The 26232-nt window shown below is 67.1% G+C and carries 26 protein-coding genes and 1 pseudogene; all 27 read left to right on the top strand.

What is annotated here, in order from left to right:
* Positions 1-291: 291 nt before the first annotated feature.
* The 27 genes and pseudogenes from Mlute_RS05165 to secA all read left to right on the top strand — a co-directional run bounded on the left by Mlute_RS05165 (position 292) and on the right by secA (position 26231).
* A complete protein-coding gene (locus tag Mlute_RS05165; RefSeq protein WP_119359708.1) occupies positions 292-621 on the top strand; it encodes an antibiotic biosynthesis monooxygenase family protein in 330 nt (109 codons plus the stop codon).
* Complete coding sequence (locus Mlute_RS05170) at positions 618-1535, top strand: heme/hemin ABC transporter substrate-binding protein (protein WP_119359680.1); 918 nt, start codon at positions 618-620, stop codon at positions 1533-1535. The genes Mlute_RS05165 and Mlute_RS05170 overlap by 4 nt, the downstream gene beginning before the upstream one ends.
* On the top strand, positions 1532-2143 hold the full coding sequence (locus tag Mlute_RS05175) for a DUF3386 family protein (RefSeq protein ID WP_119359681.1): 612 nt from the start codon (positions 1532-1534) through the stop codon (positions 2141-2143). The genes Mlute_RS05170 and Mlute_RS05175 overlap by 4 nt, the downstream gene beginning before the upstream one ends.
* Positions 2144-2149: 6 nt before the next feature.
* Positions 2150-3169, top strand: coding sequence for a FecCD family ABC transporter permease (locus Mlute_RS05180; RefSeq protein ID WP_119359682.1), 1020 nt, complete (start codon positions 2150-2152; stop codon positions 3167-3169).
* A 2-nt stretch (positions 3170-3171) separates the two neighbouring features.
* On the top strand, positions 3172-3963 hold the full coding sequence (locus Mlute_RS05185; protein ID WP_119359709.1) for a heme ABC transporter ATP-binding protein: 792 nt from the start codon (positions 3172-3174) through the stop codon (positions 3961-3963).
* A gap of 11 nt (positions 3964-3974) precedes the next feature.
* Complete coding sequence (locus tag Mlute_RS05190) at positions 3975-4550, top strand: nitroreductase family protein (protein WP_245958852.1); 576 nt, start codon at positions 3975-3977, stop codon at positions 4548-4550.
* Positions 4547-4885, top strand: a complete 339-nt coding sequence (locus tag Mlute_RS05195; RefSeq protein ID WP_119359684.1) for a hypothetical protein — start codon at positions 4547-4549, stop codon at positions 4883-4885. Before Mlute_RS05190 ends, Mlute_RS05195 begins: the two co-directional genes overlap by 4 nt.
* A 25-nt stretch (positions 4886-4910) precedes the next feature.
* Positions 4911-5936, top strand: coding sequence for an imelysin family protein (locus Mlute_RS05200; RefSeq protein WP_245958853.1), 1026 nt, complete (start codon positions 4911-4913; stop codon positions 5934-5936).
* Positions 5933-8155, top strand: coding sequence for an FTR1 family protein (locus Mlute_RS16435; RefSeq protein ID WP_119359685.1), 2223 nt, complete (start codon positions 5933-5935; stop codon positions 8153-8155). The genes Mlute_RS05200 and Mlute_RS16435 overlap by 4 nt, the downstream gene beginning before the upstream one ends.
* A gap of 63 nt (positions 8156-8218) precedes the next feature.
* Positions 8219-9169, top strand: a complete 951-nt coding sequence (locus Mlute_RS05210; protein ID WP_119359686.1) for an ABC transporter substrate-binding protein — start codon at positions 8219-8221, stop codon at positions 9167-9169.
* On the top strand, positions 9166-10059 hold the full coding sequence (locus Mlute_RS05215; RefSeq protein ID WP_119359687.1) for an ABC transporter substrate-binding protein: 894 nt from the start codon (positions 9166-9168) through the stop codon (positions 10057-10059). Before Mlute_RS05210 ends, Mlute_RS05215 begins: the two co-directional genes overlap by 4 nt.
* A gap of 8 nt (positions 10060-10067) precedes the next feature.
* Positions 10068-10946: a nitroreductase family protein gene (locus tag Mlute_RS05220; RefSeq protein WP_119359688.1), complete on the top strand. Its 879-nt coding sequence runs from the start codon at positions 10068-10070 to the stop codon at positions 10944-10946.
* Between the two features lie 10 nt (positions 10947-10956).
* Positions 10957-11847 (top strand): heme/hemin ABC transporter substrate-binding protein, encoded by an 891-nt coding sequence (locus Mlute_RS05225; protein ID WP_119359689.1) that lies wholly within the window; start codon positions 10957-10959, stop codon positions 11845-11847.
* A gap of 72 nt (positions 11848-11919) precedes the next feature.
* Positions 11920-12672 carry a glyoxalase/bleomycin resistance/dioxygenase family protein gene (locus tag Mlute_RS05230; protein WP_119359690.1) on the top strand — a complete coding sequence of 251 codons (753 nt, stop codon included), beginning with the start codon at positions 11920-11922 and terminating at the stop codon, positions 12670-12672.
* Between the two features lie 12 nt (positions 12673-12684).
* The gene (locus Mlute_RS05235; protein ID WP_119359691.1) at positions 12685-13614 is read left to right on the top strand and encodes an ABC transporter substrate-binding protein; all 930 of its coding nucleotides are present in this window, start codon (positions 12685-12687) and stop codon (positions 13612-13614) included.
* A gap of 3 nt (positions 13615-13617) precedes the next feature.
* Positions 13618-14556: an ABC transporter substrate-binding protein gene (locus Mlute_RS05240; protein WP_119359692.1), complete on the top strand. Its 939-nt coding sequence runs from the start codon at positions 13618-13620 to the stop codon at positions 14554-14556.
* Positions 14557-14569: 13 nt separating this feature from the next.
* Positions 14570-15046 carry a flavodoxin domain-containing protein gene (locus Mlute_RS05245; protein WP_182482480.1) on the top strand — a complete coding sequence of 159 codons (477 nt, stop codon included), beginning with the start codon at positions 14570-14572 and terminating at the stop codon, positions 15044-15046.
* A gap of 18 nt (positions 15047-15064) precedes the next feature.
* Positions 15065-15874 (top strand): annotated as a pseudogene (locus Mlute_RS16685) (ATP-binding cassette domain-containing protein); the annotation flags it as partial.
* 42 nt (positions 15875-15916) lie between these two features.
* Positions 15917-16765 carry an ABC transporter ATP-binding protein gene (locus Mlute_RS16690; protein ID WP_456237805.1) on the top strand — a complete coding sequence of 283 codons (849 nt, stop codon included), beginning with the start codon at positions 15917-15919 and terminating at the stop codon, positions 16763-16765.
* 55 nt (positions 16766-16820) lie between these two features.
* A complete protein-coding gene (locus Mlute_RS05255; RefSeq protein ID WP_119359695.1) occupies positions 16821-17822 on the top strand; it encodes a FecCD family ABC transporter permease in 1002 nt (333 codons plus the stop codon).
* Positions 17819-18634: an ABC transporter ATP-binding protein gene (locus Mlute_RS05260; protein WP_119359696.1), complete on the top strand. Its 816-nt coding sequence runs from the start codon at positions 17819-17821 to the stop codon at positions 18632-18634. The genes Mlute_RS05255 and Mlute_RS05260 overlap by 4 nt, the downstream gene beginning before the upstream one ends.
* Entirely contained in the window at positions 18631-19557 is a 927-nt protein-coding gene (locus Mlute_RS05265) for an ABC transporter substrate-binding protein (RefSeq protein WP_119359697.1), read from the top strand. Before Mlute_RS05260 ends, Mlute_RS05265 begins: the two co-directional genes overlap by 4 nt.
* Before the next feature lie 2 nt (positions 19558-19559).
* Positions 19560-20555, top strand: coding sequence for a FecCD family ABC transporter permease (locus tag Mlute_RS05270; RefSeq protein ID WP_119359698.1), 996 nt, complete (start codon positions 19560-19562; stop codon positions 20553-20555).
* Positions 20556-20846: 291 nt separating this feature from the next.
* The gene (locus Mlute_RS05275) at positions 20847-21515 is read left to right on the top strand and encodes a response regulator transcription factor (protein WP_119359699.1); all 669 of its coding nucleotides are present in this window, start codon (positions 20847-20849) and stop codon (positions 21513-21515) included.
* On the top strand, positions 21512-22807 hold the full coding sequence (locus Mlute_RS05280) for a sensor histidine kinase (RefSeq protein WP_119359700.1): 1296 nt from the start codon (positions 21512-21514) through the stop codon (positions 22805-22807). Before Mlute_RS05275 ends, Mlute_RS05280 begins: the two co-directional genes overlap by 4 nt.
* Before the next feature lie 4 nt (positions 22808-22811).
* Positions 22812-23120, top strand: a complete 309-nt coding sequence (locus tag Mlute_RS05285) for a ComEA family DNA-binding protein (RefSeq protein ID WP_182482481.1) — start codon at positions 22812-22814, stop codon at positions 23118-23120.
* A gap of 105 nt (positions 23121-23225) precedes the next feature.
* Positions 23226-26231, top strand: coding sequence for a preprotein translocase subunit SecA (secA, locus tag Mlute_RS05290; RefSeq protein WP_119359702.1), 3006 nt, complete (start codon positions 23226-23228; stop codon positions 26229-26231).
* The last annotated feature ends 1 nt before the right edge of the window (position 26232 follow it).

The raw sequence follows: 26232 nt of genomic DNA on the forward strand, positions 1-26232 counted from the left end.
CCCCAACCCGCTCACCCCCCACCTCCCGCACCAAGTCGGCCAGGATGGGCGTGGTGGCGGCTACCCTGAGGGTTTGAGCGAAGCCTGGGGTGAGCAGCAGGGGAAGAAGCCAAATGAAGAAACGCATAAGATTATTGATAATCAAATATCAAAAAAGATGGGGTGAGCGAGGCCTCAATTCGCCGGCTGTCCCCTGGTGCAAGTAGTTATCACTTGCAAAATAACAAAAACCGAGCGGAATACTTGACTTTAACCTCAGGGCGTTCTAGCCTTGGCTCCGTGGAGGTAGGCATGTTCGTGACCATGAACCGCATCCCGGTAAACCCGGAGCATGCCCAGCGCTTTGAGGAGAACTTTCGCCAGCGGGCTCGGTTGGTAGACCGCATGCCGGGCTTTATCCGCAACCTGGTGCTGCGCCCGGCCAACCCAGCCGAGGAGCCCTACGTGGTGATGACCTTCTGGGAGAGCGAGGCCCACTTCCAGAACTGGGTGAACAGCCCCGAGTTCAAGGAGGGCCACGCCAAGAGCAGTACCCTGCCCCGCGAGGCCTTCCGTGGGCCCAGCCGCTTGGAGAGCTTCTCGGTGGTCACCGACTCGGCCTTGAAGGAGGAGCGGGCATGAGGGGGTTTGTCTTGGCTGCTTGCTTGGCCTTGGGGCTCGGCCTAGCCCAGCCCTTCGTCGTCAAGGACGCTCGAGGCCAGGCCGTCGTGGTGCGCTCCATTGAGCGCATCGTGAGCCTGAACGGGGTGACCACCGAGATTCTCTTCGCCCTGGGGGTGGGCGACAAGGTGGTGGGGCGCGACACCAGCAGCTACTACCCGGCTGCGGTGAACAAGCTACCCACCGTGGGCTACCAGTTCCAGCTCAACGCCGAGGGCATCCTGGCCCTGAAGCCCACCTTGGTCTTGGGCCGGGAGGATGCGCGGCCGCCCCAGGTCTTTGATCAGCTCGCCGCCGCCGGGGTGACGGTGGTGCGGGTGCCGGACAAGCCCACCCTCGAGGGGGCCAAGGAGAAGATTCGCACCATCGCCGCGGCGGTGGGCCAGGTGGAGCGGGGTGAGGCCTTGGTGCGGGCCTTGGAGCGCGACCTTCTGGTGCTGCGCTCCAAGCAGCGCCAGGCCACCGCGAAGAAGACCCTGAAGGGCCTCTTCCTCTACCTGCGAGGCACCCAGGTGACCTACGTGTGCGGGGAGGGCTCCAACCCGGTGGGGATGATGGAACTGGCCGGCATCGCCAACGCGGCTAAGGGCATCAAGGACTGCGCCCAGATGACCGCCGAGGCGGTGGTGGCGGCCCAGCCCGATGTGATCGTGGTCTTCACCAGAGGACTGGAAAGCGTAGGGGGCTTGGAGGGCCTGCGCAAGCTCCCCGGGGTGATGCAGACCCCGGCGGGGCAGGCGGGGCGGGTGGTGGCCATTGATGACCTCTACCTGGGCGGGTTTGGCCCCCGGGCCGGGCGGGCCGCGCTGGATTTGTTTGTCGGGGCCTACGAGCGCCAGGGGCTCTACATCGCCGGGGAGCCGGCCCAGCCATGAGCAGCGCGGTTTCCGCCTACGAACTCCTCCGCTCTGCCCGCCAGGCGGCCTACACCCTGCCCCAGGGGTTTGCCGGTTTTGAAGCTGACCTGGCCTTCTACGATAGGGGCTGGCATGCCGGTAGGGTGCGGGCTCGAGGCCAGGAGGTGGAGGTGGCCCTTCCCGAGGGGCTTAAGACCTGGCCCCAGAAGGAGCTGGCCTCTATGCTGGCCCATCGCGCGCCGCGCCCCTTTGAGGAGGCCGAGGGGCGGTACTCCTTGCGGGTGGTGGAGGAGAGCCCCTTTGGGGTGGCCATCGCCTTGGACGACCCCTTGCGCTCGGTGGTCTGGGTACGGGAGGGGCAGGTGGTGTTGGTGGAGCGCAACCCCGGGGAGGTGCGCTTCCGCATCCATGTGCAAAGCCATCTTCCTGCTGGAGAGAGGCGCCTGCCCCACCACTTCACGGTGGTTTACCGGCGAGGCGAGCTTCTAGAGGCGGTGGAGAGCTACGCCGACACCTACCTCCAGGTGGGTGAGGTCTGGCTGCCCAAGAGTCGTGAGGTGCTCCGGCAGGACGCCCAAGGGCTTGTCTACCGGGCGTTTCGCCTCGAGGGGCACGCCTTGTTGTGAGGGGGTATGACCGGCCTGTACCGCCCCCTGCGCTACCACCGGGCCCTGCTTGCCTTGGCCTTGGTTCTGCCGGTCGCATTGCTTTTGGCGGCGGGGATGGGGGCCTACTATATCCCGCCCCTGGAGATTCCCCGCATCCTTTGGGAGAAGGCCGACCAGGCCTACGCGGTGCTGGTCTCCATCCGCTTTCCCCGGGTGGTGCTGGCCGCGGCGGTGGGGGCCCTGCTGGCCCTATCGGGCGCGGCGTTGCAAGGCCTCTTCCGCAACCCCCTGGCCGACCCGGGGCTTATCGGGGTGACCTCGGGGGCTGGGCTGGGGGCGGCCATCTTCATCGTTTTGGTGCCGGGGGCAGGAGCCTTGCAGGTCTTCGCCCTGCCCCTCATGGCTTTTGTGGGGGGGCTTCTCACCACCCTTTTGGTCTGGCGGCTGGCCAGCAGCGGGGGGCGGGTGCAAGTCCTGACCCTGCTCTTGGCGGGCATCGCCCTCAACGCGGCGGCGGGGGCCCTGATTGGCCTCCTCATCAGCCGGGCTACCGACGAGCAGCTCAGGAGCCTCACCTTCTGGACCCTGGGGGGCTACGGCGGGGCCACCTGGCCGACCCTGCTGGCCATGGCCCCCACCGGGCTGGTGGCGGTCTGGGGCCTGATGCGCCTGGCCCGGCCCCTCAACGCCTTGGTGCTGGGAGAGCGGGAGGCCTTCTACCTGGGGGTGAACCTCGAGCCCTTCAAGCGCCGGGCGGTGGCCTTCTCAGCCCTGGCGGTGGGTACCGCGGTGGCCGTGGCAGGCGGGGTGGGCTTCATCGGGCTGGTGGCCCCCCACCTCTTCCGGCTTCTGGCCGGCCCCGACCACCGCTACCTGCTGCCCGGGGCCACCCTGCTGGGGGCCTCCCTTAGCGTCCTGGCCGACCTGGTGGCCCGCACCGCGGTAGCCCCGGCAGAGCTGCCGGTGGGGGTGGTGACGAGCCTCCTGGGAGCCCCCTTCTTCATCTGGCTGCTGCTGCGCCACAAGCGGGAGGTGGCCCGGTGAGCCTGTTGGTGGCCGAGGGCCTGGGCTACAGCGTGGCGGGGCGCCCCCTCTTGCAGGGGGTGAGCTTCGCCCTGGAGGCCGGGGAGGTGCTGGCGGTGCTGGGCCCCAACGGGGCCGGCAAGACCACCCTGCTGCGCCTCCTTTCGGGCGAGGCGCGGCCCAGCCAGGGCCGGGTTGAGCTCCTGGGACGGCCCTTGGAGCGCTATGGGGCCCTCGAGCTGGCCCTAGTGCGCGCGGTGCTGACTCAGCGGCGCGAGGTGGGCTTTCCCTTCAGCGCCTACGAGGTGGCCTTCCTGGGCCGGCTGCCCCACCTGGAGCGCCGGGCCGAAGGGCCTTTGGACCACGCCCAGACCGAGCAGGCCCTGGCCCATACCCAGGCCCTTCCCTTCGCCCCCCGCCCCTACCCCAGCCTCTCGGGCGGGGAGCAGAGCCGGGTGGACCTGGCCCGGGTGCTGGCCCAGGAGCCCAGGTTGCTCTTCCTCGACGAGCCCACCAACCACCTAGACCCGCGCCACCAGGTGGAGGTCATGGCCCTGTGCCGCCGGCTGGCCGAGGGGGGGTTGGGGGTGGTGGTGGTGTTGCACGACCTGAACCTGGCGGGGCTTTTCGCCGACCGGTTGTTGCTTTTGCACCAGGGGCGGATGGTGGCGCTGGGCCGCCCCGCCGAGGTGCTGCGGCCGGAGCGGCTCGAGGCGGTCTACGGTCTGCCCTTCGCCCTGGCCCAGCACCCCAGCGGCCGCCCCTGGGTGATGCCGCTGGCCCAGGCTGAGCCCTCCGCGGTGCCGGGCCTATGAGAGGTTTTGCCATGCAAGCGACCCTTCCTTCTGTTTTTGAGGTCATCCGCGCCCGCCGCTCGCTGGCGGCGGGCTACCTAGACAAGCCAGTGGAGCGCGAGAAGCTCGAGCAAATCCTGGAGGCCGCCCACTGGGCCCCCTCGCACGGCCGCACCGAGCCCTGGCGCTGGGTGGTTTTTGAGGGGGAGGCCCGGCGCCGGCTGGGCGAGGCCTTTGCCGAAAGCTACGCCCGCTCCTTCAGCGGCCCGGACTTCCGCCCCGAGCGTTATAAGGCCCAGCTCGAGCGGGTCTGGGAGGCCCCGGTCTGGATTGGGCTGGGGCTGGAGCCCAGCGGCCGCTTCCCCGAGTGGGAGGAGGTGGCGGCGGTGGCCTGCGCGGTGCAGAACGCCTGGCTGGCCGCTACCGCTTTGGGCCTGGCCGGTTTTTGGACCTCGGGCCGGCCGGTGGTGCACGAGCACACCGCGCGGGTCTGTGGCCTGACCCCACCGGCCCGTCTTCTGGGGTTTTTGTACCTGGGCTACCCGGCCGGGCCGCTCCCCCAGGGCGCGCGCGGAGACTGGCAGAGAAAGGTGGTGTGGAACCCATGAGCTGCCCGCACCTGCGCCGGCTAGCCACCCTGGGCGAGTTTCGCTACATCGAGAGCTGCCCTTGCAGTGGGGGCATTGTGCACCTTTCCTGGGACGTGGCCACCCTGCACCTCTGCTTCAAGGACTTTGCCTGGCTGGCCGCGGTGGTGGAGGAGGCGGTGGGGAGGGGCAGCCCCGATCTGCCCCTGGTGCTTTGGGTGGGGAGCGTAGCCTTGCGGATGAGCCACGCCGAGGGCATAGAGCTTCGGGGGATGATCCGCACGGCCCTGGTGGAGCTGGGCCAGGCCCGGCTCGAGCCCAGCCAGGCTAGGCCTTTTGTGAGGTTGCCGAACTGAGGCGCTTTTGCTGAGGAGGTAGAGGATGCGTGTGATTTCGGTTGTGGTGTGGGCGCTGCTCGGTCTGGCCCAGGCCCAAGGGGTGGAGGCGGTCAAGGGCTACCTAATCGGGCGGGTGGAGCAGCAAAAAGCCGCCACCGCGGCCTTGGTCAAGGCCAGCCAGGACTACTTCGCCCTGGCTCAGAAGGCCGGCTTTGACTACCGCAAGCTGGCCCAGGCCCAGCCCGGTCCACTGCGCCAGAGCCTGCAAGCGGCCAGGGCAGCCTGGGTGAAGGCCAGCCCCATCTACGAGAGCGTGGAGGGGATTGTGGCCGGGGTGGAGTCGCTGGCCGACTTTGACCTGAACCTAGACGCCGGGGCCTCCGCCGCCGAGGGGGGCGATGCGGTGGTCACCTTCGACCTGAAGCTGGAGGACGGCCGGGTGTTGCGCCGCCCTGGCAACGCTTTTGGGGTGCTTGAGGGTACCCTTTGGGGCACCGAGCGGGCTTTTAGCAGCGGGGTGCGCTTTGATGTGGACGGCGACGGCAAGCTGGGCTTTGGCGACTACCTGCCCGACGCCTACGTGCTCAAAGCCGGGGCGGCCAAGCTGGATGAGCTGACCGGGGGGCTCTTGGCGGCGGCCCAGGGGTGGAAGCCGACCCCCAGCGACGTCTTTGGGGCCCTGGTGGCCAACGTGCCCACCGCGGCCTCGGTCTTCGTAGCCCGGTGGAAGACCTCCCGCTTCGTGCTGGGCGAGAAGGCCACCCGGCGCGACTTCAACGTGATTTCCTCGCTGGACGACCTGGTGAACAACATCCGCTCCTGGCAGGAGCTCTACGGGGGGGTCTCGAGCCTGGTCCGGGCCAAAAACCCCGCCCTAGACCGCCAGATTGCCGAGGGGCTCTCGGGCCTGAGAGCCTACGCCGAGCGGCTGGTGGCCCAGGAGAAGACGCGCCGCTTCAGCCTGGAGCAGGCCGAGCTCATCTACAAGGAGGCCGACAACCGGGCCACCGCTGTCACCGGCAAGCTGGCGCAGGCCGCGGCCCTCTTGGGCTTCAAGGTGGGCCAATGAAGCGTTGGGTGGGGCTTTTGTTGGGGCTTGGGCTGGCGCTGGCCCAGCCCACCCCGGCCGAGCGGGCCGAGGGGCTCAGGGCCAGGCTGGTGGAGGCCCAGCTCGAGCTGGCCTTCGACCCCCAGGCGGCGGCCGGGCTGCTCCAGGCCGCCCACGCGGAGGCGGCGGCTTTGGCTAAAGCCGGGCTAACGGTAGACCTAAAGCCCCTCGAGGAGGCCCTTAGGGCGCGGGACGAGGCGGCGTTTGCGAGGGCGCGGGCCCGCTTGTGGACCGACGTCTTGCGCCAGGGCTACCTGAGGCTGGAGGAGGCGGTGCGCTCCGGGGACCTTGCGGCGGCCCAGCGCTGGGCCCTGCTGCGCGAGTACCGACCCGCCACCCGCTACGCCGCGCCCGAGGCCGAGGCCACCTTGGCCCTGGAGGAGCTGGGCCAGGGCCGCCTGAAGGCCGAGGAGGCCCTTTTGGCGCTGCGCGCCGACCTGCTGGGGGCCTACCAGGCCCGGCTGGAGGCCGCGTTGCGCGACCTGGAGGAGGCCCAGTCCCAAGGCCAGCCCGTCCGGGCCGCCGAGCAGCGGGCCTTGGCCCAGGGCTACTTTGAGATTCTGGCCCCGGCCTACCAAGAGGCGCGGGGGGGCGCCAAGCTGGCCGAGGCCCGCCAGGCGCTGACCTCGGGCTCGCTTGCGGCCATCCGGGAGGCCCTCTCGGGCTTCCAGGCGGCCCCCCTCTCCCCCCACGAGCGGGCCCGGCGGGCGGGCCAGACCCTGCGCTTTTTGGATTTGGTAGCTGTGGAGTACGGCCGGGGGGTGGCGGGCCCGGCGGGGGCGGTGCGGGTCACCAAGGCCTTGGAGATTGAGGAGGCCACGGCCTTTTTGGAAAGCGCCCGCGCGGCTTGGAGCGACCTGGAGCCGATGTTCCCGGCGGCCAAGGTGGAGGGGGTGCGGCAGGGCTTCCGGGAGCTCGAGCGGGGCCTGCAGGCCGCCCACCGGGGGGAGAACCCCCCCAGCGCCCAGGCCCTGGAGGAAGGGGTGAGGGCCCTGCGCCAGCGGCTCGAGGCCCTGCTGCCCGCCGAGTGGCGCCGGGCCGACCCCGCGGGCGACCTGGAGGTCATCCGCCAGCAGCTCAAGGCCCTGGAAAACGCGGTGGCCCAGGGCCGCTACGACCTGGCCGAGACCGCCCGCATGGACGCCTACGCCCTCTTGGAGTCGGGGCCCGAGGCCCGGCTTAGGGTCTTCGCCCCGGCCCTGGCCCTGGAGATCGAGGACCTGTTCTGGAACGGGCACAACCCGGATGGCCTGGCCCGCCTGATCCGGCAGAAGGCCCCGCCTGGCGAGGTGCGCGAGACGCGGCGGCGGCTCGAGGCCAAGCTGCGCGAGGCCAGCGGCTTCCTCTCCACCCAAAGCGCCCCCGCCGCCACCCTGGCCAACGCCGCGGTGATCGTCTTTCGCGAGGGGCTCGAGGCGGTGCTGATTCTGGCCGCCCTTTTGGGGAGCTTGAAGCGCCCCGAGGTGCGCCGCTTCCGCCGCCCGCTGTGGCAGGGGGCCCTGCTGGCTTTTGGGGTGACGGTGCTGACCTGGTTCGCCATGCGGGGGCTTTTGACCCAGTTCGCCCGCTACGGCGAGCGGCTCGAGGCGGTGGTCTCCTTGCTGGCCATTGCGGTGCTGCTCCTCATCATGAACTGGTTCTTCCACCAGGTTTACTGGACCGACCACTTAGCCGGCTTCCACCAGCAAAAGCAGCGCCTCCTGCGGGCTGAGGCCGGGCAGTACCTGGGGCTGCTTTCCCTGGGCTTCGTGAGCGTCTACCGCGAGGGCTTTGAGACGGTGCTCTTCCTGCAGTCCTTGGTGCTCCAGTCCAGCCTGGTCCCGGTGCTCTTGGGCATCGGGCTGGGCCTGCTGGCCACTTTGGGGGTGGGCCTCGTGGTCTTCGCCCTGCAGGCCAAGCTGCCCTATAAGCGGATGCTCATCGCCACCGGGGTGCTGCTGCTCTTGGTGCTGTTCACCATGGTGGGCACCACCGTGCATGTCTGGCAGGTGGTGGGCTGGCTGCCCGCGCACCCCATCGGGGGGCTGGCCCTTCCCTACTGGGCGGGGATGTGGCTCGGGCTTTACCCCACCTGGGAGGGGCTCTTGGCCCAGGTTCTGGCGGTGGGGGCGGTGCTGGGCAGCTACTTCCTGGCCGAGGGGCTCAAGCGCCGGGCGGTGCGAGCGGCTTATCTGAGGTGAAACGTGTCTGTTGGCAAAAAACCCAAGTCCAGAAATCGCTCTTGAGCTGGAAGGAGAACAAAGATGAAACTACGTAGCGTTGTTGCCTTGTTTGTTGCCCTAGGACTGGCCCTGGCCCAGACCCTTACCATTGAGCACGACGAGGGCACCACCCGGGTACCCCTCAACCCCCAGCGGGTGGTGGTGATGGACGAGGAGGCCCTGGGCTGGCTGGCCGCGCTGGGGGTGGGCGAGCGCATCGTGGGGCTGGCCAGCGCCTACCTGACCCCGGCCGACATTGCGGGCGGGCGCATCAAGCCCGAGGTGTTGCAGAAGGGCTTTTTGGCCCGGGCCAGGCTCAACAACCCGGCCTATATTGGATCCTGGCTCGAGCCCAACCTGGAAACCCTGCTCACCCTCAAGCCCGACCTGATCGTGCGGCTCACCTGGAAGGGCAACAAGTACTACGACAAGCTGAGCCAGATCGCCCCCACCTTGGGCTATGAAGAAGGCGGCAAGGGCTTCTGGGAGCGGGGCCTGCGCGACCTAGGGCGCATCTTCGGCAAGAGCACCGAGGCCGAGCGCATCATCGGCCAGGTGCGGGGGGCCTACCAGGCCGCGGCCGCCCGCTTGCGCAACGCGGGGGTCTTCCAGAAATACCCCAAGGTGGTGGTGGTGGCCCCCTTCGCCGGAGGGGCCAACTGGGTCTACACCAACGTGCGGCTCATCCCCGACCTGCGGGCCATGGGCTTCAAGGACGGCTACACCCCCAAGGAGGTCACCCTGGGCGTGGGGGCCCAGATCAGCGACGAGGCCCTCATCAGCCTGGACAAACAGACCCTGGTGGTGGTCTTCCCGCCCGGCGGCCAGTACGACGGCTCCAAGGCCTTCTTCGACAGCCCGGTGGGGCAGAAGCTCAAGGACCAGGCCATCCTCTACACCCCCGAGCCCTTTAGCCCCTACAGCGGCCCGCTGGTGAGCCTGCGCAACGTGAGCGAGCTAACCCGGCTGATTCTGGAGAAGGTGAAGCCGTGAGGGCCTGGGGTTTGCTTGCGGTGGCGTTGGGTTTTGGGCTGGCCCTGGCCCAACCCTGCAACGGCCGGTGGGTCAAACATGCGATGGGAGAAAGCTGCGTGCCCAAGGTGCCGCAGCGGGTGGTGGTGCTAGACACCGGCGAGTTGGATAGCGCCCTGGCTCTGGGAGTCAAGCCGGTGGGGGCGGTAACTGCCACGCCCAATCAGCCCTTTCAGCGCTACCTGGGTAGCCAGACCCAGGGTATTGAGGTGGTGGGCACCATTGCCCAGCCCAGTCTGGAGAAAATCCTGGCCCTGCGGCCCGACCTCATTCTCACCAACAAGCTTCGTCATGGCGCCATCTACGACCAGCTCTCCCGCATCGCCCCCACGGTGATGGCCGAGAGCGTAGGGGTGGTCTGGAAGGAAAACCTCTTGCTGGCTGGAGAGGCCCTGGGCCGCAGCAGCCAGGCCCGGGTCTTGCTGGCCCAGTACGAGCGGCGGGCCGGCCAACTCCGTAACCGCCTGGGGGGGCGTGGGCGATTGCCCAGCGTAAGCATCCTGCGATTTGTTCCAGGCCAGATTCGCAGCATGAACAAGGCCAACTTTATCGGCACCATCCTGAGCGATATTGGTCTACCGCGTCCGGCTTTTCAGAACAAGGATACCTTTGCCGATTACATCTCCCTCGAGCGCCTGCCTGACCTGGACGCCGATTACCTCTTCTACTCCACCTTCGGAGACCCGCTTAAAACCGACCAGAACGCTGTGCTGGCCAGCCCGCTGTGGGGCCGGCTGAAGGCGGTGCAAAACAAGCGGGCTATCGCCGTGGACGACGACACCTGGTTTTTGGCCATCGGGATTCTGGGGGCCCACAAGGTCATGGAGGACCTTGAACGCTTCCTGCGCTAGGAGGATTTGTGACCACCACCGACCTGACCCCCGAGCGGCTTTCGGCCTACCTCGAGCACATCAACGACGACCACGCCGAGGAGCTGCTGGCCACCATCAAGGCCCTGGGCGGTCCGGAGTGGGCCGAGGGGGCCGAGATGACGGCGCTCGGCCCTGAGGGCTTCACTGCCTTGGTCTGGGACGGCGAGCAGAGCGCCCGCTTTGAGCATCGCTTCGCTGAGCCCGCCAGAGATGCCCTGCACCTGCGGGAGATGCTGGTGGCGCTGATGAGCCGGCCCCAGCCGGCCCACCGGCCCTACCCCAGCTTTGATGCGGACGCCCTCGAGGCCATCATCCGGGGGCGGCGCAGCTACGGGGTGCAGGCCCTAAAGCCCGACCCGGTGCCCCGCGCCCTCATCGAGCGCTGCTTGGACGCGGCCCGCTACGCCCCCAACAACGGGCGCACCCACCCCTTCCGCTTCGTGGTCATCACCGGCCCCGAGGCCAAGCAAAGGCTCTGGGCCAAGGTGCAGGAGGTTTTCCCCAAGGCCCTGCCGGGCTACGAGCCGCGCTGGCTGGAGAGCTACCGCAAGCTCATCTTCGGGGCCCCGGTCTGGATTGCCATCGGGATGCAACCCCGCCGCGAGCGGCCTATGCCGGAGTGGGAGGAGCTGGCCGCGGTGAGCATGGCGGTGCAGAACCTGCACCTGATGGCCGCGGCCCAGGGCCTGGGGGGGCTTTGGGCCAGCGGCCCGGTGGCTACCCACCCCGACCTGGCGGCCTACTTCGGCTGGGCCGAGCCCCCCGACCGGCTTTTGGGGCTTTTCTACATGGGCTTTGCCAAGCGGGCTTTGGCCCCGCGCAAATACCCCAGCTTAGAGAGCCTGGTGCGCTGGGAAGAGGATTAAGGAGGTCTGGATGCGGCAGCTAGTGGTTTTGCTGTGGACGGCTTTGCTCTTGGCGCAGGCCCAACCCCTGCGGCTGGTGGACGCGACCGGCCAGGAGATTGCGGTTGCCTCCACCGAGCGCATAGTGAGCCTGGACATGACCAGCACAGAGATTCTCTTCGCCTTAGGGGCAGGCCCCAAGGTGGTGGCCCGCGACGGCAGCTCGGTCTACCCCCCTGAGGCCCAGAAGTTGCCGGTGGTGGGTCTGATGGCCTTCCCTTACGTTGTAGACAACATCCTGGCCCAAAACCCTACGGTGGTGGTGGGCAAGGTAGGCCTCAAGCCTGACGATCTGGCGGCTCAATTGAAGGCCCGAGGGGTTCCGTATGTGCAGGTTCCCGCCGAGCCGGGGGTAGAGCCGACCAAAGCCCGGATTCGCCTGCTGGCAAAACTGGTGGGGCAGGTAGAGCGGGGTGAGGCCTTGGTGGCGGCCCTCGAGCGCGACCTGGCCCAGCTCAAACCCTCGAGCGCTGTGCTGAGGGGTGTTTTTATGTACATGCGGGGCCCCAGCATGGTCTTTATCTGTGGGCGCTCGTCCAACACCGCCGGGCTGATAGAGCTCGTGGGGGCGAAAAACGCCGCCGACTGGGATGAGTGCCGCCCCAGCAGCCCCGAGCTTTTGGCCCAGCTCAACCCCGACTTCGTGGTGGTGCTGCAAAGTGGCTTGGGGTCTGTGGGCGGGCTGGAGGGGTTTTTGCGGTTGCCCGGTGTGGCCCAGACGCAAGCCGGACAGGCCCACAGGGTCATTGCCGTAGCCGACGGCCTGAGCGCTGCCGGAGGGCCCCGGCTGGGGAAGGCGGCCCAGGCCTTGCACCGGGCTATCTTTGAGCACTCCGGGTTTGTGGAGGTGAACGAGCCCTAGCCAAAAAAAACGGCCAAATCCTAAGTAAGTCAATCGGAAATATGTGTTTTGGTGTGGGGGTAGCCGAGGACCATGGTTTACGCGGTATCAAGGGTGTGGCTGGCCTTTCCCGACCTCGAGCGGGCCGCCGAGACCTACGCCCGTCTGGGCTTTTGGGTCATTCGGCGCAGACCGGGCTGGGCCCAGATTTTCCTGGCCGATGGTGTGGTGCTGGAACTATTTTCCCTGGCCCATCTGCCGCTGAACCGGGGCTGTGGCCTTGGTGGAGAAAGCGAGCTACTGGAGCGTCGTCGGCGTTTCTATGAGGGGAAGAAGGGCCTTCTGGACTATGCCCTGAGCCACACTGCCTCCCTTGTGCCGCTCCCGGCGCAGCTCGAGCAACGGGATATTCCCTACGAGGTGATAGGGGAGAGGCTTTTGCCCCAAATGGTCTTGTGCCCACCGCCGCTGCCGCTGTGGCTCGAGCCTCCCGCTCCCCTCCCTGTGTCCGAGCAGACCCAACACCCCAATGGGGTGACCGGCCTGCACGCGCTGGTGGTGGGGAGCCCAGCCTACCCGGCAGCGCTGGCCCAGCACCGTCGCCTGCTGGGTCCCCCGCTGGGCTTTGAGAATCACGAGGGCCAAAGACGGGCGGTGTTTGCGGTGGGGCATCACTTTATCTACCTGCAAGGGGCCAAGCGGGAAGGGCTTTTGGGCCTCATCCTGCGCAACCGGTATGCCCTGTGGGGAGCGCTCGAGGCCGAGCAGACCCTAGGGGTGCTGCTGACGTTGGTGGGCGACCCGGTCTTTGAGCTGGCCGGGGACTCGGCCCCGGATGCCGACTAGGAAAGGAGTGCTATGAAGCGTATAGGGATTTTGTTGGTGTGGATGACCCTGCTGGGGCTGGCCCAGGCTCAGTGCGGCGGGCGGCTGGTTCAGCACGCCCTGGGCGAAAGCTGCGTGGTGGGGGTTCCCAAGCGGGTGGTGGCGCTGGAATGGACTTACGTGGAAGACCTGCTGGCTTTAGGCGTGCAGCCGGTGGGGGTGGCCGACATCAAGGGCTACCAGGAGTGGGTGCGTATCCCCATAGCGCTGGATAAGAGCGTTGTGGATGTGGGCACCCGGGCCCAGCCGAGCCTCGAGGTGCTCACCACCCTCAAGCCCGACCTGATTCTGGCCCCGGCCTTCCGGGTGCGGCAGATTTACCCCCGCCTCGCCCAGATTGCCCCCACCCTGACCTTTGACCCGTTTACTGAGGGGGGCAACCAGTACGCCGAGATGGTGCGCACCTTCCAGACCATCGCCGAGGTGCTGGGGCGCAGCACCCAGGGCCGCACCGTCCTTACCCGGATGGAAACCCGCTTCGCCCAGGCCCGCCAGACCCTGCAAAAAGCGGGCCTGTTTGGGCAGCGCTTCGTGCTGGCGCAGGCTTTTACCAGCCGGCAAAACCTCGCCACCATGCGCCTGTTTACCCGCAACAGCCTGGTCAGCCAGGTGCTGGAGCAGATCGGCCTCAAAAACGCCTGGGGGGACAAGCCCCAGCCCTACGGCTACACCGAGGTGGGGCTCGAGGCCTTGAGCCAGATCAAGACCGACCACTTCATCTACATCGTTCAGGAGAACGACAACGTCTTTGCCGGCAGCAGCGTGGAAGCGCTTTGGAAAAACCTGGACTTCGTGCGCAACCGGCGCGCCTACCGCCTGCCCGGCAACACCTGGACCTTCGGCGGGCCGCTCTCGGCCGAGGGGTTGGTGGAGGCAGTAGTGGGAGCCATGACCCGGAGGTAAGGGATGCGCAGCATATTCTGGCTTGCCGTAGCGCTGCTTTCGGGGCTAAGCCTGGCCCAGTACCCCATGCGGATCCAACACGACGCCGGCGATGCCGTGATTCCCAGGAAGCCCGAGCGAATCGTGGTACTCGGCGAGGAGTTGATGGAGCTTTTGATTCCTCTGGGCGTCAAGCCGGTAGGTTACGGCTCAAGCCGCATGAGCGGGGTGCGGGTGGGGGGAAGGGTCGAGGGGCTGACCTACTACCGCCCCGAAGAGATCGGCCCCGCGGTTTTTGTGGGGGACGCCTACACCCAGCCCAACTTGGAGGCCATCACCGCGCTCAAGCCCGACCTCATCCTCTTCTGGGCCACCGCGCCTAAACCGGTGGCAGAGGCCCTCAAGAAAATTGCCCCTACCGTGGGCTGGGACTATAACCGCGACGAAAAAGTAGGCTGGCGCCGGGCCTTCACCGAGACAGCCCGGATGCTGGGGCGGGATAAGCAAGCTGAAGAAGCGCTGAAGCGCTACGATGCTCAACTCGAGGCCTACCGTCTCAGGGCAGCTCCCTTTGTGGCCCGCAGGCCCAGGGTGACCTTGCTGTTCTTCTACAACGAGGAGACCACCGGCATCTTTGGTCCCCGCTTCGGTTTTTCCATCGCCCTAACCCGCTTGGGCTTTGAACTGGCGGGCATCCCAGGGGTCTCTATCCCCGACCGTTCCTACGCCCCTATCTCGAGCGAAGTGCTGCTCAACGTGCAAAGTGACTGGGCCATCTACTTGCGGCCTAAAAGCCCAGACGGCCGCTACCCCGAACTGACCAGCGAGCGCATGCTCAAGCAGAGCAAGGTGCCCATCTACCGATTCTTGCTTGATGTGCAAGAACCCCAGTCCGGGCCTGTTACCGACCTGCGCCGCATCGAGGGCATCCTCCGCTTGCTGGAGGCTGGTCCGCAAAACTAGGGAGGCGCGGGCCATGTGGATTGTGGTAGGAACCCAGACCCTGGGCGCCCTCGAGGTGGCCGAGCGGCTGCAGGGCTGCCTGGGCCGGCTGGGCTGCTCTTCCCGGCTGGTCTTTGCTGAAGCGGTGGGCCCAGCGGAGCTTGCCCGGGAGGAGCGGGCGGTCTTTTGCCTTTCCACCTGGCGCTGGGTCCTGCGCCCTAAGGAACCCGCCGACCTACTGCCGCAAGGGGCGGCCTGGCTTTACGAGCGCCTATGCAGGGAGCGGCCCGACCTCTCCCGGCTGCGCTACGCGGTTTGCGCCCTGGGGGAGCGGGCCTACGGCCCCTATTTCTGCAAGGCGGGGAGCATCTACACCCAGCTTTTGGGCTGGCTTGGGGCGCGGCCCTTGCAGGGCCGGCTCGAGCTGGCCTCGCCGGTGGATGGCTGGGAGGAGCTTGGCGACTGGGCCGTGGCCCTGGCGGCCAACCTGGGGCAAGGGGTGCGGCCATGAAGGCAGAAAGGAGCCTAGATGCAGGAAAACCTTTTGCTGGAGGTGCGTGACCTAGCGGTGAACTTCCACACCGACGACGGGGTGGTGGAGGCGGTGAAGGGGCTTTCTTTTCACCTGGAGAAGGGTGAGACCTTGGCCATCGTAGGGGAGTCGGGCTCGGGCAAATCGGTGAGCGCTTTGTCCCTGATGGGGCTTTTACCTAAGCCCGCCGCGCGCATCGTGGGCGGACAGGCCCTTTTTCGCCGCAAAAGCGGGGAGGTGCTCGACCTCCTAAGGGCCGAAGAGGCTACAATGCGCCGGATCCGTGGCAACGAAATGGCCATGATCTTCCAGGAGCCCATGACCTCCTTGAACCCGGTCTACACGGTGGGCGACCAGATTGCCGAGGCCATCGTGCTGCACCAGGGTAAGGGCCGCAAGGAAGCCCGCCAACTGGCCATAGAGATGCTCAACCTGGTGGAAATCCCCAACCCCCACAAGCGGGTGGACGACTACCCCCACCAGATGTCGGGGGGGATGCGCCAGCGGGTGATGATCGCCATGGCCCTCTCCTGCAACCCCTCCCTGCTCATCGCCGATGAGCCCACCACCGCGCTGGACGTGATTATCCAGGCCCAGATTTTGGAGCTGATGAAAAAGCTCCAGGCCGAGATTGGCACCGCGGTGCTCTTTATCACCCACGACCTGGGGGTGGTGGCCGAGATGGCCGACCGGGTGGTGGTGATGCAGCATGGGCTAAAGGTGGAAGAAGCCGATGTGTACACCCTCTTCAAGGCCCCCAAGGAGGCGTACACCCAGCGCCTCCTCGCCGCAGTGCCGCGCATAGACCAGGAAAAACCCGCCCCGCCCGAGCGGGCCACCCCGCCGGTATTGGTCAGGCTGGAGAACCTGCGGGTCTGGTTCCCTCTGCGGGCCGGGGTGCTCTCGAGGGTGGTGGGCCACGTCAAGGCGGTGGACGACGTCTCCCTCGAGGTCTACAAGGGCGAGGTGCTGGGGCTGGTGGGGGAGTCCGGTTCGGGCAAGACCACCCTGGGCCGCAGCCTGCTGCGCCTCATTGAGCCCACCGGAGGGCGCATCTGGTTCAGTGGCCAGGAGATTACCCACCTGCCCAAAGAGGCGCTCAGGGCCTTCCGCCGCCGCATGCAGATTATCTTCCAGGACCCCTACGCCTCGCTCAACCCGCGCATGACCGTAGGCGACATCATTGCCGAGCCCTTGGTCATCCACCGGGTGGGCAGCCCTAAAGAGCGGCAGGAGCGGGTGGCCGAGCTTTTGGAGACCGTGCAGCTTTCCCCCGACCACGCCCGCCGCTACCCCCACGAGTTCTCCGGAGGGCAGCGCCAGCGTATCGGCATCGCCCGGGCCTTGGCCCTCAACCCCGAGTTCATCGTAGCCGACGAGTGCGTCTCGGCCCTGGACGTCTCCATCCGCGCCGAGATTATCGCGCTGCTTAAGGAGCTTCGGGCCAGAATGGGCCTGACCCTGCTCTTCATCTCCCACGACCTGGCGGTGGTGGAGGACATCTCCGACCGGGTGGCGGTGATGTACAAGGGGAGGCTGGTGGAGGTCTCGAGCAGCCACCGCATCTACCGCGAGCCCAAGGACGAGTACACCAAGGCCCTGCTCTCGGCCATCCCCATCCCCGACCCCACGGTCAAGCGCGAGCGCATTCCCTGGAATCCGGAGGCCTATTCAGCGGCCCGCCAGAAGGGCGCTTGACGAGCCCTGGTAGAGGGGATAGACTTCAAACCCGAGTAAGTTGATTGGAATACACATGCTAGGCCGCCCCGCCCTCCCCAGACCCGCCCTAATCCCCCTGCTGGCCCTGGCCCTGCTGGCCCTGGGCGTTTTGGCTCTGGGCACCGGGGCGGTGCGGATGGGGCCACTGGAGGTTCTCCAGGCCCTGGGCGCCCCGCGCGAGGAGACCCACACCCGCATCCTCTACGAGCTGCGGCTGCCGCGCATCCTGGTGGGGGCTTTGTGCGGGGCCTTGTTCGCGGCCTCGGGGGCCATCCTGCAAGGGGTGGTGCGCAACCCTTTGGCCTCGCCGGACATCGTGGGGGTGGCGGCGGGGGCGGGGTTGGCCGCGGTCTTCACCCTGATTCTCCTGCCCCGGGCCCCGGCCTGGGCCCTGCCGGTGGGGGCTTTTGGGGGGGCTTTGGCGGCCTTTGGGCTGGTGTACCTGCTGGCCCGCAGGGCGGGAGAGGTACCGCCCATCCGGCTGGCCCTGATTGGGGTGGCGGTGGAGGCCTCGCTGGACGGGCTGCGCCGGCTCATTTTGGTCCGGGCCGACGACTCCATCGCCCAGGCCCTGATTTTCCTGAGCGGCACGGTTTACGGAGCCGACTGGGAGCGGCTTTTTCGGGTGCTGCCGTTCGCGGCCCTTCTCATACCCTTGGCCCTCTTGCTCCACCGGCGGCTCGATGTGCTCTCCTTTGGCGACGAGACCGCCAAGAGCCTGGGGATGCGCCTCGAGCCGGCCCGGCTGGCGGCTTTGGCCCTGGGTACGGCCTTGGCCGCGGTGGCGGTGATGGGGGTAGGCATCCTAGGCTTCGTGGGGCTCATCGCCCCCCACGCCGCGCGGCTGCTGGTGGGCCCTGGCTTTCGCCTGCTGCTCCCCGCCTCGATGCTCCTGGGGGCTTTGCTGGTGGTGGGGGCCGACACCTTGGGGCGGGGCCTGGTACCCCCGCTGGAGATTCCGGCGGGCCTGCTCACCACCCTTTTGGGGGCCCCCTACTTCCTCTACCTGATGCGAAAGGCAGGAAGGGTGCGATGAACCTGCAAACCCAACAGCTCACCTTAGGCTACGATGAGCGCCGCGTCATCGAGGGCCTCAACCTCTCCTTGCCCAGGGGAAAGATCACCGCCCTCATCGGCCCCAACGGCTGCGGCAAGTCCACCTTGCTGCGGGCCTTGGCCCGGCTTTTGAAGCCCCAGGAAGGGGCGGTGCTGCTCGACGGCAAGGCCATCCACACCCTGCCCACCAAGGCCGTGGCCCGCCAACTGGCCCTCTTGCCCCAGATGCCCCAGGCCCCCGAGGGGCTTAGCGTGGAGGAGCTGGTCTGGTTTGGCCGCTACCCCTACCAAAGCGCCTTTGGAGGGCGGAGTGAGCACGACCAGCGGGCAGTAGAGTGGGCCCTCGACCAGACCGGGATGCGGGTCTTCGCCAAGAGGTCCCTGGAGACCCTTTCGGGCGGCCAGCGCCAGCGGGCCTGGATCGCCATGGCCCTGGCCCAGGAGACCTCCATTCTGCTCCTGGACGAACCCACCACCTACCTGGACCTGAGCCATCAGCTCGAGGTCTTGCAGCTCCTGCAAAGGCTCAACCGCGGGGAGGGCAAGACCATCGTGATGGTGCTGCACGACCTCAACCAGGCGGCCCGCTACGCCCACCACCTGGTGGCGGTGAGCGGGGGCCGGGTGGTGGCCGAAGGACCCCCTGAGGCGGTGCTCAACGAGCGCATTCTGCGCGAGGTCTTCGGCCTCAAGGCCCACTTCCTGCGCGACCCCGAGACCGGCACCCCACACTGCATCCCCTACGCCCTGGCGCGTAGGGAACCCCTTGAACTGGTGGAGGAAAAACCATGAAACGAATCCTGGCGGGTCTTCTGGCCCTACTGGGCCTGGCTTTGGCCCAGGTTCAGATCAAGCACGAGCTGGGCACCCTCACCCTGAACGCCCCGGCGAAGCGGGTGGTGGTGCTGGAGTACAGCTTCCTGGACACCCTGCTGGCCCTGGGGGTGAGCCCGGTAGGGGCCGCCACCGGCACCCAGGGCGGCGACCGTGGGCTGCCGCCCTACCTCAAAGCCCGCGCTGCGGGCGTAACCTCGATTGGCTCGAGGGCCCAGCCCAGCCTCGAGGCCATCCTGGCGGTAAGGCCCGAGGTCATCGTGGCCGACGCCTTCGTACACAAAGACCTGATTCCCCAGCTCGAGCGCATCGCCCTTGTGGTGGCCTTCCAGTCGCGGCGGGGCAGCTTCGACGATTTGAACCAACAGGTGCTGGAGCTCGGGCGGCTGGTGGGCAAAGAGGCCCAGGCCCGGCAGATTCTGGAAGACCAGGCGCGGCTTTTGCAAAAGGCCCGGGCCTTCGCCAACCCCAAAGCCCCCCCGGTTTTGCTGGGGGTGGCCACCCCAAGTAGCTTCACCGCCCACTCCAGCGAGAGCTTCATCGGCTCGCTGCTGGAGCGGCTGGGCCGCAAGAGCCTGGCCAAGCCACAGAGCAACCAGACCCAGTACGAGCTGGGCCTGGAGGGCCTTTTAGCGCTGAACCCCGCTACCTTGGTGCTCTTCACCGCTCCAGACGAAACCCCCATCGTGCGCGGCTGGGCCAAGAACCCGCTTTGGCAGAGGCTCGAGGCGGTGAAACGGGGCCGGGTGTACGAGTTTGACCGCGACAACTGGACCCGGGGCCGGGGCCCCCTGGCCACCCGGCTCATCCTGGCCGAGCTGATCGACAGCGGCCTCCTAGCCGACCGACCCGCAGCGGGCCGCTACGCCTTCAAGCCCTGAGCATGACCCGCTCGCCCCGCCGTCTTCAGGCCTTACCGCTGGTGTTTGCGCTGGCCGCCGGACTGGTGGCCTTCTCCCTGCTGCTGGCCATCTCGGTGGGGGCGGTGGATGTTCCCTTGGGCGAGGTGTGGCGGCTGCTTTTCTGGCCGGATGACTCCAACTCGAGCCTCATCGTGCACACCCTGCGCCTGCCCCGGGCTTTGGTGGCCTTGCTGGTGGGGGCCGCGCTGGGGGTCTCGGGGGCCATGATGCAGGGCGTCACCCGCAACCCCTTGACCGAGCCGGGCATCCTGGGGGTGAACGCGGGGGCCGCGCTGGCCCTGTTGCTGGGGGTGGTCTTCTTCCCCGGCCTGCCGGCCTGGGCCACGGTGCTGCTGGCCGCTTTGGGCGGGGTGGGGGCGGCGGCGCTGGTCTACAGCATTACCGCGGCGGTGGGCCTGACCCCGGTGCGGCTGGCCCTGGCCGGCATCGCGGTGGGGGCCATGCTGGGCGCGGCGGCCAGCTTTCTCCTCATCATGTTTGAGGAGCGCACCCGGGGCGCCTTCATCAACCTTTCGGGCAGCCTGGCCGGGCGCACCTGGGAGCACTTCTGGACCATTTTGCCCTGGGCCCTGCCCGCGCTGCTGTTGGCCGTTGCCCTGTCGCAGCAGGTCAACCTGCTCGCCTTGGGCGAGGAGGTGGCCCGAAGCCTGGGGGCGCGGGTGGGCCTGGTGCGCTTAGCGGCCGTGGGGCTGGCGGTCCTGCTGGCCGGGGCCGCGGTGAGCGTGGCCGGGCCCATTGGGTTTTTGGGCCTGGTGGTGCCCCATCTGGCCCGGTGGCTGGTGGGCGCCGACTACCGCCGGGTGATTCCCCTCTCGGCCCTGCTGGGGGCCAGCCTGCTCTCCTTGGCCGATGTGGCCGCCAGGCTCATAGACCGGCCCCTCGAGACCCCGGTGGGCATCCTGGTAGTGGCCCTGGGGGCACCCTTCTTCGTCTACCTGGCCCGGCGGGTTGGCTGAGGCCTGGGGCCTTAAAAGCGGCGACGACGCATCTGGTCCGAGGCTTCTTGGTTCAGTTGGTTCAGAACATGGTCCATGCCGCTGCGGTGAGGCCCTTTCCCTTCTTTTAGGCCCAGGTTTTACGCTGGGAACGGGGGTAGCGACCATCACGCCTAGGCCAGCGCTTTGTCCCAGGGAGTGCTTATGGTGGTTTTTACCAAGGCTTTACCTGGGTTTCCGAGGATGGCTGGGGAGCTTGGTGCGCAAAGGGGTTAGTTACACCCGGGCCAAGCTTCTCCCGGAGGGCTTTCCATGAAGCTGCGCCTTTTGGTGGTGGAGGATGACGTGGCTTTAGGCCATAGTCTGCTCGAGGTGCTCGGTCAGCATAGCTTTGCGTCGACGTTGGCCCGTTCCAGGCTCGAGGCCGAGGCTTTGGTTTGGCAAAACCCCTATGAACTCTTCCTCTTTGACGTGCGCTTGCCGGAGGGCGAGGAGGCCGGTTTTGAGCTGGCCGAGGGGCTTAGGGCAGCGGGCTTTCTACAACCCATCCTCTTTCTCACCGCCCGCGAGGCCCTGCCTGACCGGGTGCGGGGGCTCTCTTTGGGTGAGGACTACCTGGCCAAGCCCTTCGCTTTGCCGGAGCTGGTGGCCCGCCTGCGGGCGCTGGCCCGAAGGGGCGAGGTTCGCCCTCAGGTTCTGACCCACGGGAGGCTCAGCCTGCTGCCGGAGCGGCGGGAGGTGCGGTATGGGGGCGAGCTGGTGCGCCTCAGCGCCAAGGAGTACCAGGTGCTGGAGTTTTTCCTGCTCAGCCCGGGCCGGGTTTTCACCCGCGAGGAGATACTGGAGCGCGTCTGGGGGCCGGGTTTTGAGTGTGGCTCTAACCTGGTGGAGGTTTATGTGAAAAACCTCAGGCGGCGAATCCACGACAGCCTGATTGAGACGGTGCGGGGCCTAGGATACCGCCTGGGTGAGCCCCTATGAAGCTGCGCCTGCGGCTGGCCCTGCTGGCCTTCGGTCTGACCGCGGGGGGGCTGGCTTTGGGCCTGGGGGGGCTGTATTTTCTGCTACAGAAGCAGGCCCTGGCCCAGATGGACCAAGCGCTCGAGTCGCTGGCCCGCAGCATCCTCAAGGCTGCCTTGGCGGACCCCAAGCACCACCTGTCCCCGGAGGCTGAGGATGAGCTGACCCAAGAGGAGGGCATCAGCTCGGCCCTCGTGTATCAGGATGGACGGCTCCACTACGCCAGCGGGGCGCTGGACGTCCCCGAGCCTTTGGATGAGGATGGACTGAGGCGGGGCTGGGGGAGGGCCAGCCGGAACGGATGGCGGGTGCACACCCTCTCGGCCCAGGGGCTCACCGTGCAGGTGGGCCGGCCCTTGGCCCCTTTGGAGAACTCCCTGATGCTCTATGTGGAGCTGGCCGCTCCCCTGGGGGTTTTGCTGGGGCTGCTGGCTGGGGGGGTGGCCTGGATTTGGACCGGGCAGGCCCTGAAGAACCTGGAGGGGCTCGCCCAGGCTGCCCGCGGCTTCTCTGAGGAGGCCGAGGTGCCTTTGTACCAAGGCCAGGACGAGGTGGCTGAGCTGGCCCGCAGCTTTGCCGAGCTGCTGGGGCGGCTGCGGGCACAGCGGCGCTGGGAACGGCAGTTTTTGGCCTTTTCGGCCCATGAACTGCGCACCCCCATCGCCGCCTTTAGGGCCAGCCTGGAGGCGGCGATGCTGCGGGGTGTGCTGGGCCCTGCCCAGATAGGGCGGTTGCACCGGGAGGCGCTGCGGCTCGAGCGGCTGGCCCAGAATCTGCTGGCCCTCTCCCGGGCCGAGGCGGGTGAGGTGCGGCCCCAGGCCCTTGACCTGGCCGACCTGCTGCGGGAGGCCTACGACCGCTTTCAGCCCCTCGCCCTGGAGCGGGGTTTTGACCTGCGGCTGGAGGCCCGCGCGGTTTGGGTTTGGGCTGACCCCGGGCTGCTCGAGCAGGCCCTGGGCAACCTGCTCTCCAACGCCCTTTGGCATGGGCGGCCAGGAGAGGTGGGTTTGTTTTGCGGGGCGGATGGAGAGGAGGCTTGGCTCGAGGTGACCAACGCCATCGCTGCGGGGCAGGGGAGCGCCGCGGAGGGGCTGGGCCTGCGGGTGGTACGGGCAGTGGCCCAGAGCCTGGGGGGACGGTTTGAACTGAGCTTGGGTTCCTTTGCCCGGGCCCGCTTGGTCCTGCCCCTTCAGCTTGGATTCAGCCCTTTCTTTCAGGATGGGGCCGGTGGTCGGAAAGACCCCAAGAGGTGAGCGTATGAAAAGGTTCAAACAGCCCTTGATGGCCCTGTTGGCCCTGGTTGCTCTGGCTGGGGGTGCGCTGGCCAGCCCGGCCCCTGCCCCAAGCGCCCATCCCACCACCCAGAAGAGCGCCCACAGGATCGCCCCGGTTAATGTCAACACCGCGACCCTGGCGCAGCTCGAGACCCTCCCCGGGGTGGGCCCCAAGCTGGCGGCGCAAATCATCCAACACCGCCCCTACAAAAACGCCCAAGAGCTACAGGCTAAGGTTAAGGGCATCGGCCCTAAACTTTGGGCCAGCATAAAGCCTTACGTGCGCTTCTGAGCGCAAACCCTTCCCTCCTGCACACGGCCCGCTGGGCCGTGTTTTTGCCCGCTGCCTGGACCCCGCAGCCATTCTCATCCGGAAGGGGTAGAATCGCATTTGGTTATGCTGGCCTGGATTAGCCGACTGCTGGACAACAATGAGCGCAAGGTGGCCCGCTATTGGAAGACCGTGGTGGGGCCCGTGAACGCGCTCGAGGATGAAATCTCGCGCATCCAAGACCTTGCTGCGGAGTACGCCCGGCTGCGCGAGGCCCACAGGAACGGGGCCAGCCTGGATGAGCTTTTGCCCCGCGTTTTTGCCCTGACCCGCGAGGCCTCCAAGCGCTACCTGGGGCTGCGTCACTACGATGTGCAGCTCATTGGAGGGGCGGTGTTGCACGAGGGCAAAATCGCTGAGATGAAGACCGGGGAGGGCAAGACCCTGGTGGCCACCCTGGCGGTGACCCTCAACGCCCTCGCCGGCAAAGGGGTGCACCTGGTCACGGTCAACGACTACCTGGCCCGGCGCGACGCGGAGTGGATGGGCCCCATCTACCGGGGGTTGGGCCTCACGGTGGGGGTGGTGCAGAACCACTCGAGCCCCGAGGAGCGCCGCAGGGCCTACCTCTGCGATGTGACCTACGTGACCAACAGCGAGCTCGGCTTTGACTACCTGCGGGACAACATGGCGGTTACCCCCGAGCAGCTTGTTTTGCGCCACGATACCCCCTTACACTACGCCATCATTGACGAGGTGGACTCGATTCTGGTGGACGAGGCCCGCACCCCCCTCATCATCAGCGGCCCGGCGGAGAAGGCCACCGATGTGTACTACCGCATGGCCGAGATTGCTAAAAAGCTCGAGCGCGGGGAGAAGCCCCCGGTGGGCAGCAAGGCCGAACCCACGGGGGACTACATCGTGGAGGAAAAGCAGAAGGCGGTCCACCTCACCTTGCGGGGCATTGCCAAAGCGGAGAAGCTCCTGGGCGTGGAGGGGCTTTTCAACACCGAGAACATGGAGCTCGCGCACATGCTCACCCAGGCCATCCGGGCCAAGGAGCTCTACTTTCGCGACCGGGAGTATATCGTTCAAGACGGCCAGGTCATCATTGTGGACGAATTTACCGGCCGCTTGCAGCCGGGCCGCCGCTTTGGTGAGGGGCTGCACCAGGCCATTGAGGCCAAGGAGGGGGTCAGGATTGAGCGGGAGAACCAGACCCTGGCCACCATCACCTACCAGAACTTCTTCCGCCTCTTCGAGAAAACCGCCGGGATGACCGGCACGGCCAAGACCGAGGAGAAGGAGTTTCAGGAAATCTACGGAATGGATGTGGTGAGCATCCCCACCAACCGCCCGGTGATCCGCAAGGACTACCCCGATGTGGTCTACCGCACCGAAAGGGGGAAGTTCTTTGCGGTGGTGGAGGAGATCGCCGAAAAGTACGAAAGGGGCCAGCCGGTCTTGGTGGGCACCATCTCGGTGGAGAAGTCCGAGCGGCTTTCGGCCATGCTCAAAGACGTTCGCCACTTCCTCCCACGGCTGGAGGCTCGAGCCCAGCTGCTTTTGAAGGCGGCGGAGAAGCAGTCGGGCGAGGAGTGGGATAAGCTCAAGAAGGCCTTGGGGCGCCCTGGAAACCTGAGGGAGGCCGATTTGGAGGCTTACGAGCCCCTTATTCCGCCCAAGGGCAACCTCCGCACCTACTGGGAGTACCTAAAGCGGGCCGTACACACCGCTGAGCTCATCCGAAAAGGCATACCCCACCAGGTCTTGAACGCCAAGTACCACGAGAAAGAGTCGGAAATCGTGGCCCAGGCCGGGCGGAGCAAGACCGTGACCATTGCCACCAACATGGCTGGCCGCGGTACCGACATCAAGCTGGGGGGCAACGCCGAGTACCTGGCCGCCGATCTGCTGCGCAAGGAGGGGCTGGAGCCCCGCTCGGAGTGGCGCATTGAGCTCTTCATCAAGAAACTGGTGCAAGGGGAGGAAGAGGAAGCCCTCAGGTTGGCCGCCGAGATTGGCGTGCGCCCCTCGGTGATAGACGAAATCCGTCGCCTGCGGGATACTTGTGCTGCCGACGAGGTGCGGGTCAAGGAGCTTGGGGGGTTGCACATCATCGGCACCGAGCGGCACGAGTCGCGCCGGATTGACAACCAGCTCCGGGGCCGTTCGGGGCGCCAGGGCGACCCGGGCAGCAGCCGCTTTTATGTTTCTTTTGACGATGACCTGATGCGGCTGTTCGCCTCGGAGCGGGTCATCGCCATGCTGGACCGGATGGGCTTTGACGACTCGGAGCCCATTGAGAACCAGATGGTCACCCGCTCCATTGAGCGAGCCCAGAAGCGGGTTGAGGACCGCAACTTTGACATCCGCAAGCAGCTTTTGCGTCTGGACGAGGTGATGGCCCGCCAGCGGGAGGTCATCTACGCCCAGCGGCGCAACGTGCTTTTGGGGAGCGACGAGGTGGTGCGCGAGGGGGCTTTGGCCATGATTGAGGACACCGTGGACGGGGTGGCCTCGAACTACCTAAACCCCCAGCAGCACCCCGACGACTGGGACCTTGAGGGCCTGCGGGCGAGCCTTCTGGACTACATCCCAGCCCTGCGGGACTTTGATTTCGAGGGCCTGCGCAAGCTCAAGGCCGAAGAGGGGATTGAAAGGCTGGTGGAGGCCGCTAGGGCCGCCTACGAGGCCCGCGAAACCGAGCTCAACGCCCAGGGGCCAGGGCTGGCCCGGGCGGTAGAGCGCTTTGTGACTCTGCAGGTGGTGGACAACGCCTGGAAGGAGCACCTGCACAACATGGATGTGCTCAAGCAGGGCATCTTCCTGCGCGGATACGGTCAGCGCGACCCATTCCAAGAGTACAAGCTCGAGGGCACCCGCTTCTTCAACGAGATGATCGCCAGCATCAAGAGTGAGGTGACCCGGTTCCTCTTCCGCCTTCAGGTGGAGGTCAACCGCCAGCCCGTCCCGGCGCCGGTTGCCCCAGAAGTGGAGCGCGGGGCGCCCCTGCCCCCTTCCGACCCCTTCACCGTGCGCCGCCCGGGGCGTTCCTCGGCCTACGCCGGGCTGAGCCGGGCCGAGCGGCGGCGCTTGGAGCGCGAGGAGCGTAAGAAGAACAAGGGCTAGC

It is taken from the genome of Meiothermus luteus (assembly GCF_003574085.1).
Classification (GTDB): domain Bacteria; phylum Deinococcota; class Deinococci; order Deinococcales; family Thermaceae; genus Meiothermus; species Meiothermus luteus.

Excerpts from the sequence above, each read along its gene's own strand:
- Mlute_RS05165 (WP_119359708.1), top strand. The coding sequence starts at position 292 with ATGTTCGTGACCATGAACCGCATCCCGGTAAACCCGGAGCATGCCCAG.
- Mlute_RS05170 (WP_119359680.1), top strand. The coding sequence starts at position 618 with ATGAGGGGGTTTGTCTTGGCTGCTTGCTTGGCCTTGGGGCTCGGCCTA.
- Mlute_RS05175 (WP_119359681.1), top strand. The coding sequence starts at position 1,532 with ATGAGCAGCGCGGTTTCCGCCTACGAACTCCTCCGCTCTGCCCGCCAG.
- Mlute_RS05180 (WP_119359682.1), top strand. The coding sequence starts at position 2,150 with ATGACCGGCCTGTACCGCCCCCTGCGCTACCACCGGGCCCTGCTTGCC.
- Mlute_RS05190 (WP_245958852.1), top strand. The coding sequence starts at position 3,975 with ATGCAAGCGACCCTTCCTTCTGTTTTTGAGGTCATCCGCGCCCGCCGC.
- Mlute_RS05195 (WP_119359684.1), top strand. The coding sequence starts at position 4,547 with ATGAGCTGCCCGCACCTGCGCCGGCTAGCCACCCTGGGCGAGTTTCGC.
- Mlute_RS05200 (WP_245958853.1), top strand. The coding sequence starts at position 4,911 with ATGCGTGTGATTTCGGTTGTGGTGTGGGCGCTGCTCGGTCTGGCCCAG.
- Mlute_RS16435 (WP_119359685.1), top strand. The coding sequence starts at position 5,933 with ATGAAGCGTTGGGTGGGGCTTTTGTTGGGGCTTGGGCTGGCGCTGGCC.
- Mlute_RS05210 (WP_119359686.1), top strand. The coding sequence starts at position 8,219 with ATGAAACTACGTAGCGTTGTTGCCTTGTTTGTTGCCCTAGGACTGGCC.
- Mlute_RS05225 (WP_119359689.1), top strand. The coding sequence starts at position 10,957 with ATGCGGCAGCTAGTGGTTTTGCTGTGGACGGCTTTGCTCTTGGCGCAG.
- Mlute_RS05230 (WP_119359690.1), top strand. The coding sequence starts at position 11,920 with ATGGTTTACGCGGTATCAAGGGTGTGGCTGGCCTTTCCCGACCTCGAG.
- Mlute_RS05235 (WP_119359691.1), top strand. The coding sequence starts at position 12,685 with ATGAAGCGTATAGGGATTTTGTTGGTGTGGATGACCCTGCTGGGGCTG.
- Mlute_RS05240 (WP_119359692.1), top strand. The coding sequence starts at position 13,618 with ATGCGCAGCATATTCTGGCTTGCCGTAGCGCTGCTTTCGGGGCTAAGC.
- Mlute_RS05245 (WP_182482480.1), top strand. The coding sequence starts at position 14,570 with ATGTGGATTGTGGTAGGAACCCAGACCCTGGGCGCCCTCGAGGTGGCC.
- Mlute_RS05255 (WP_119359695.1), top strand. The coding sequence starts at position 16,821 with ATGCTAGGCCGCCCCGCCCTCCCCAGACCCGCCCTAATCCCCCTGCTG.
- Mlute_RS05260 (WP_119359696.1), top strand. The coding sequence starts at position 17,819 with ATGAACCTGCAAACCCAACAGCTCACCTTAGGCTACGATGAGCGCCGC.
- Mlute_RS05265 (WP_119359697.1), top strand. The coding sequence starts at position 18,631 with ATGAAACGAATCCTGGCGGGTCTTCTGGCCCTACTGGGCCTGGCTTTG.
- Mlute_RS05270 (WP_119359698.1), top strand. The coding sequence starts at position 19,560 with ATGACCCGCTCGCCCCGCCGTCTTCAGGCCTTACCGCTGGTGTTTGCG.
- Mlute_RS05275 (WP_119359699.1), top strand. The coding sequence starts at position 20,847 with ATGAAGCTGCGCCTTTTGGTGGTGGAGGATGACGTGGCTTTAGGCCAT.
- Mlute_RS05280 (WP_119359700.1), top strand. The coding sequence starts at position 21,512 with ATGAAGCTGCGCCTGCGGCTGGCCCTGCTGGCCTTCGGTCTGACCGCG.
- Mlute_RS05285 (WP_182482481.1), top strand. The coding sequence starts at position 22,812 with ATGAAAAGGTTCAAACAGCCCTTGATGGCCCTGTTGGCCCTGGTTGCT.
- secA (WP_119359702.1), top strand. The coding sequence starts at position 23,226 with ATGCTGGCCTGGATTAGCCGACTGCTGGACAACAATGAGCGCAAGGTG.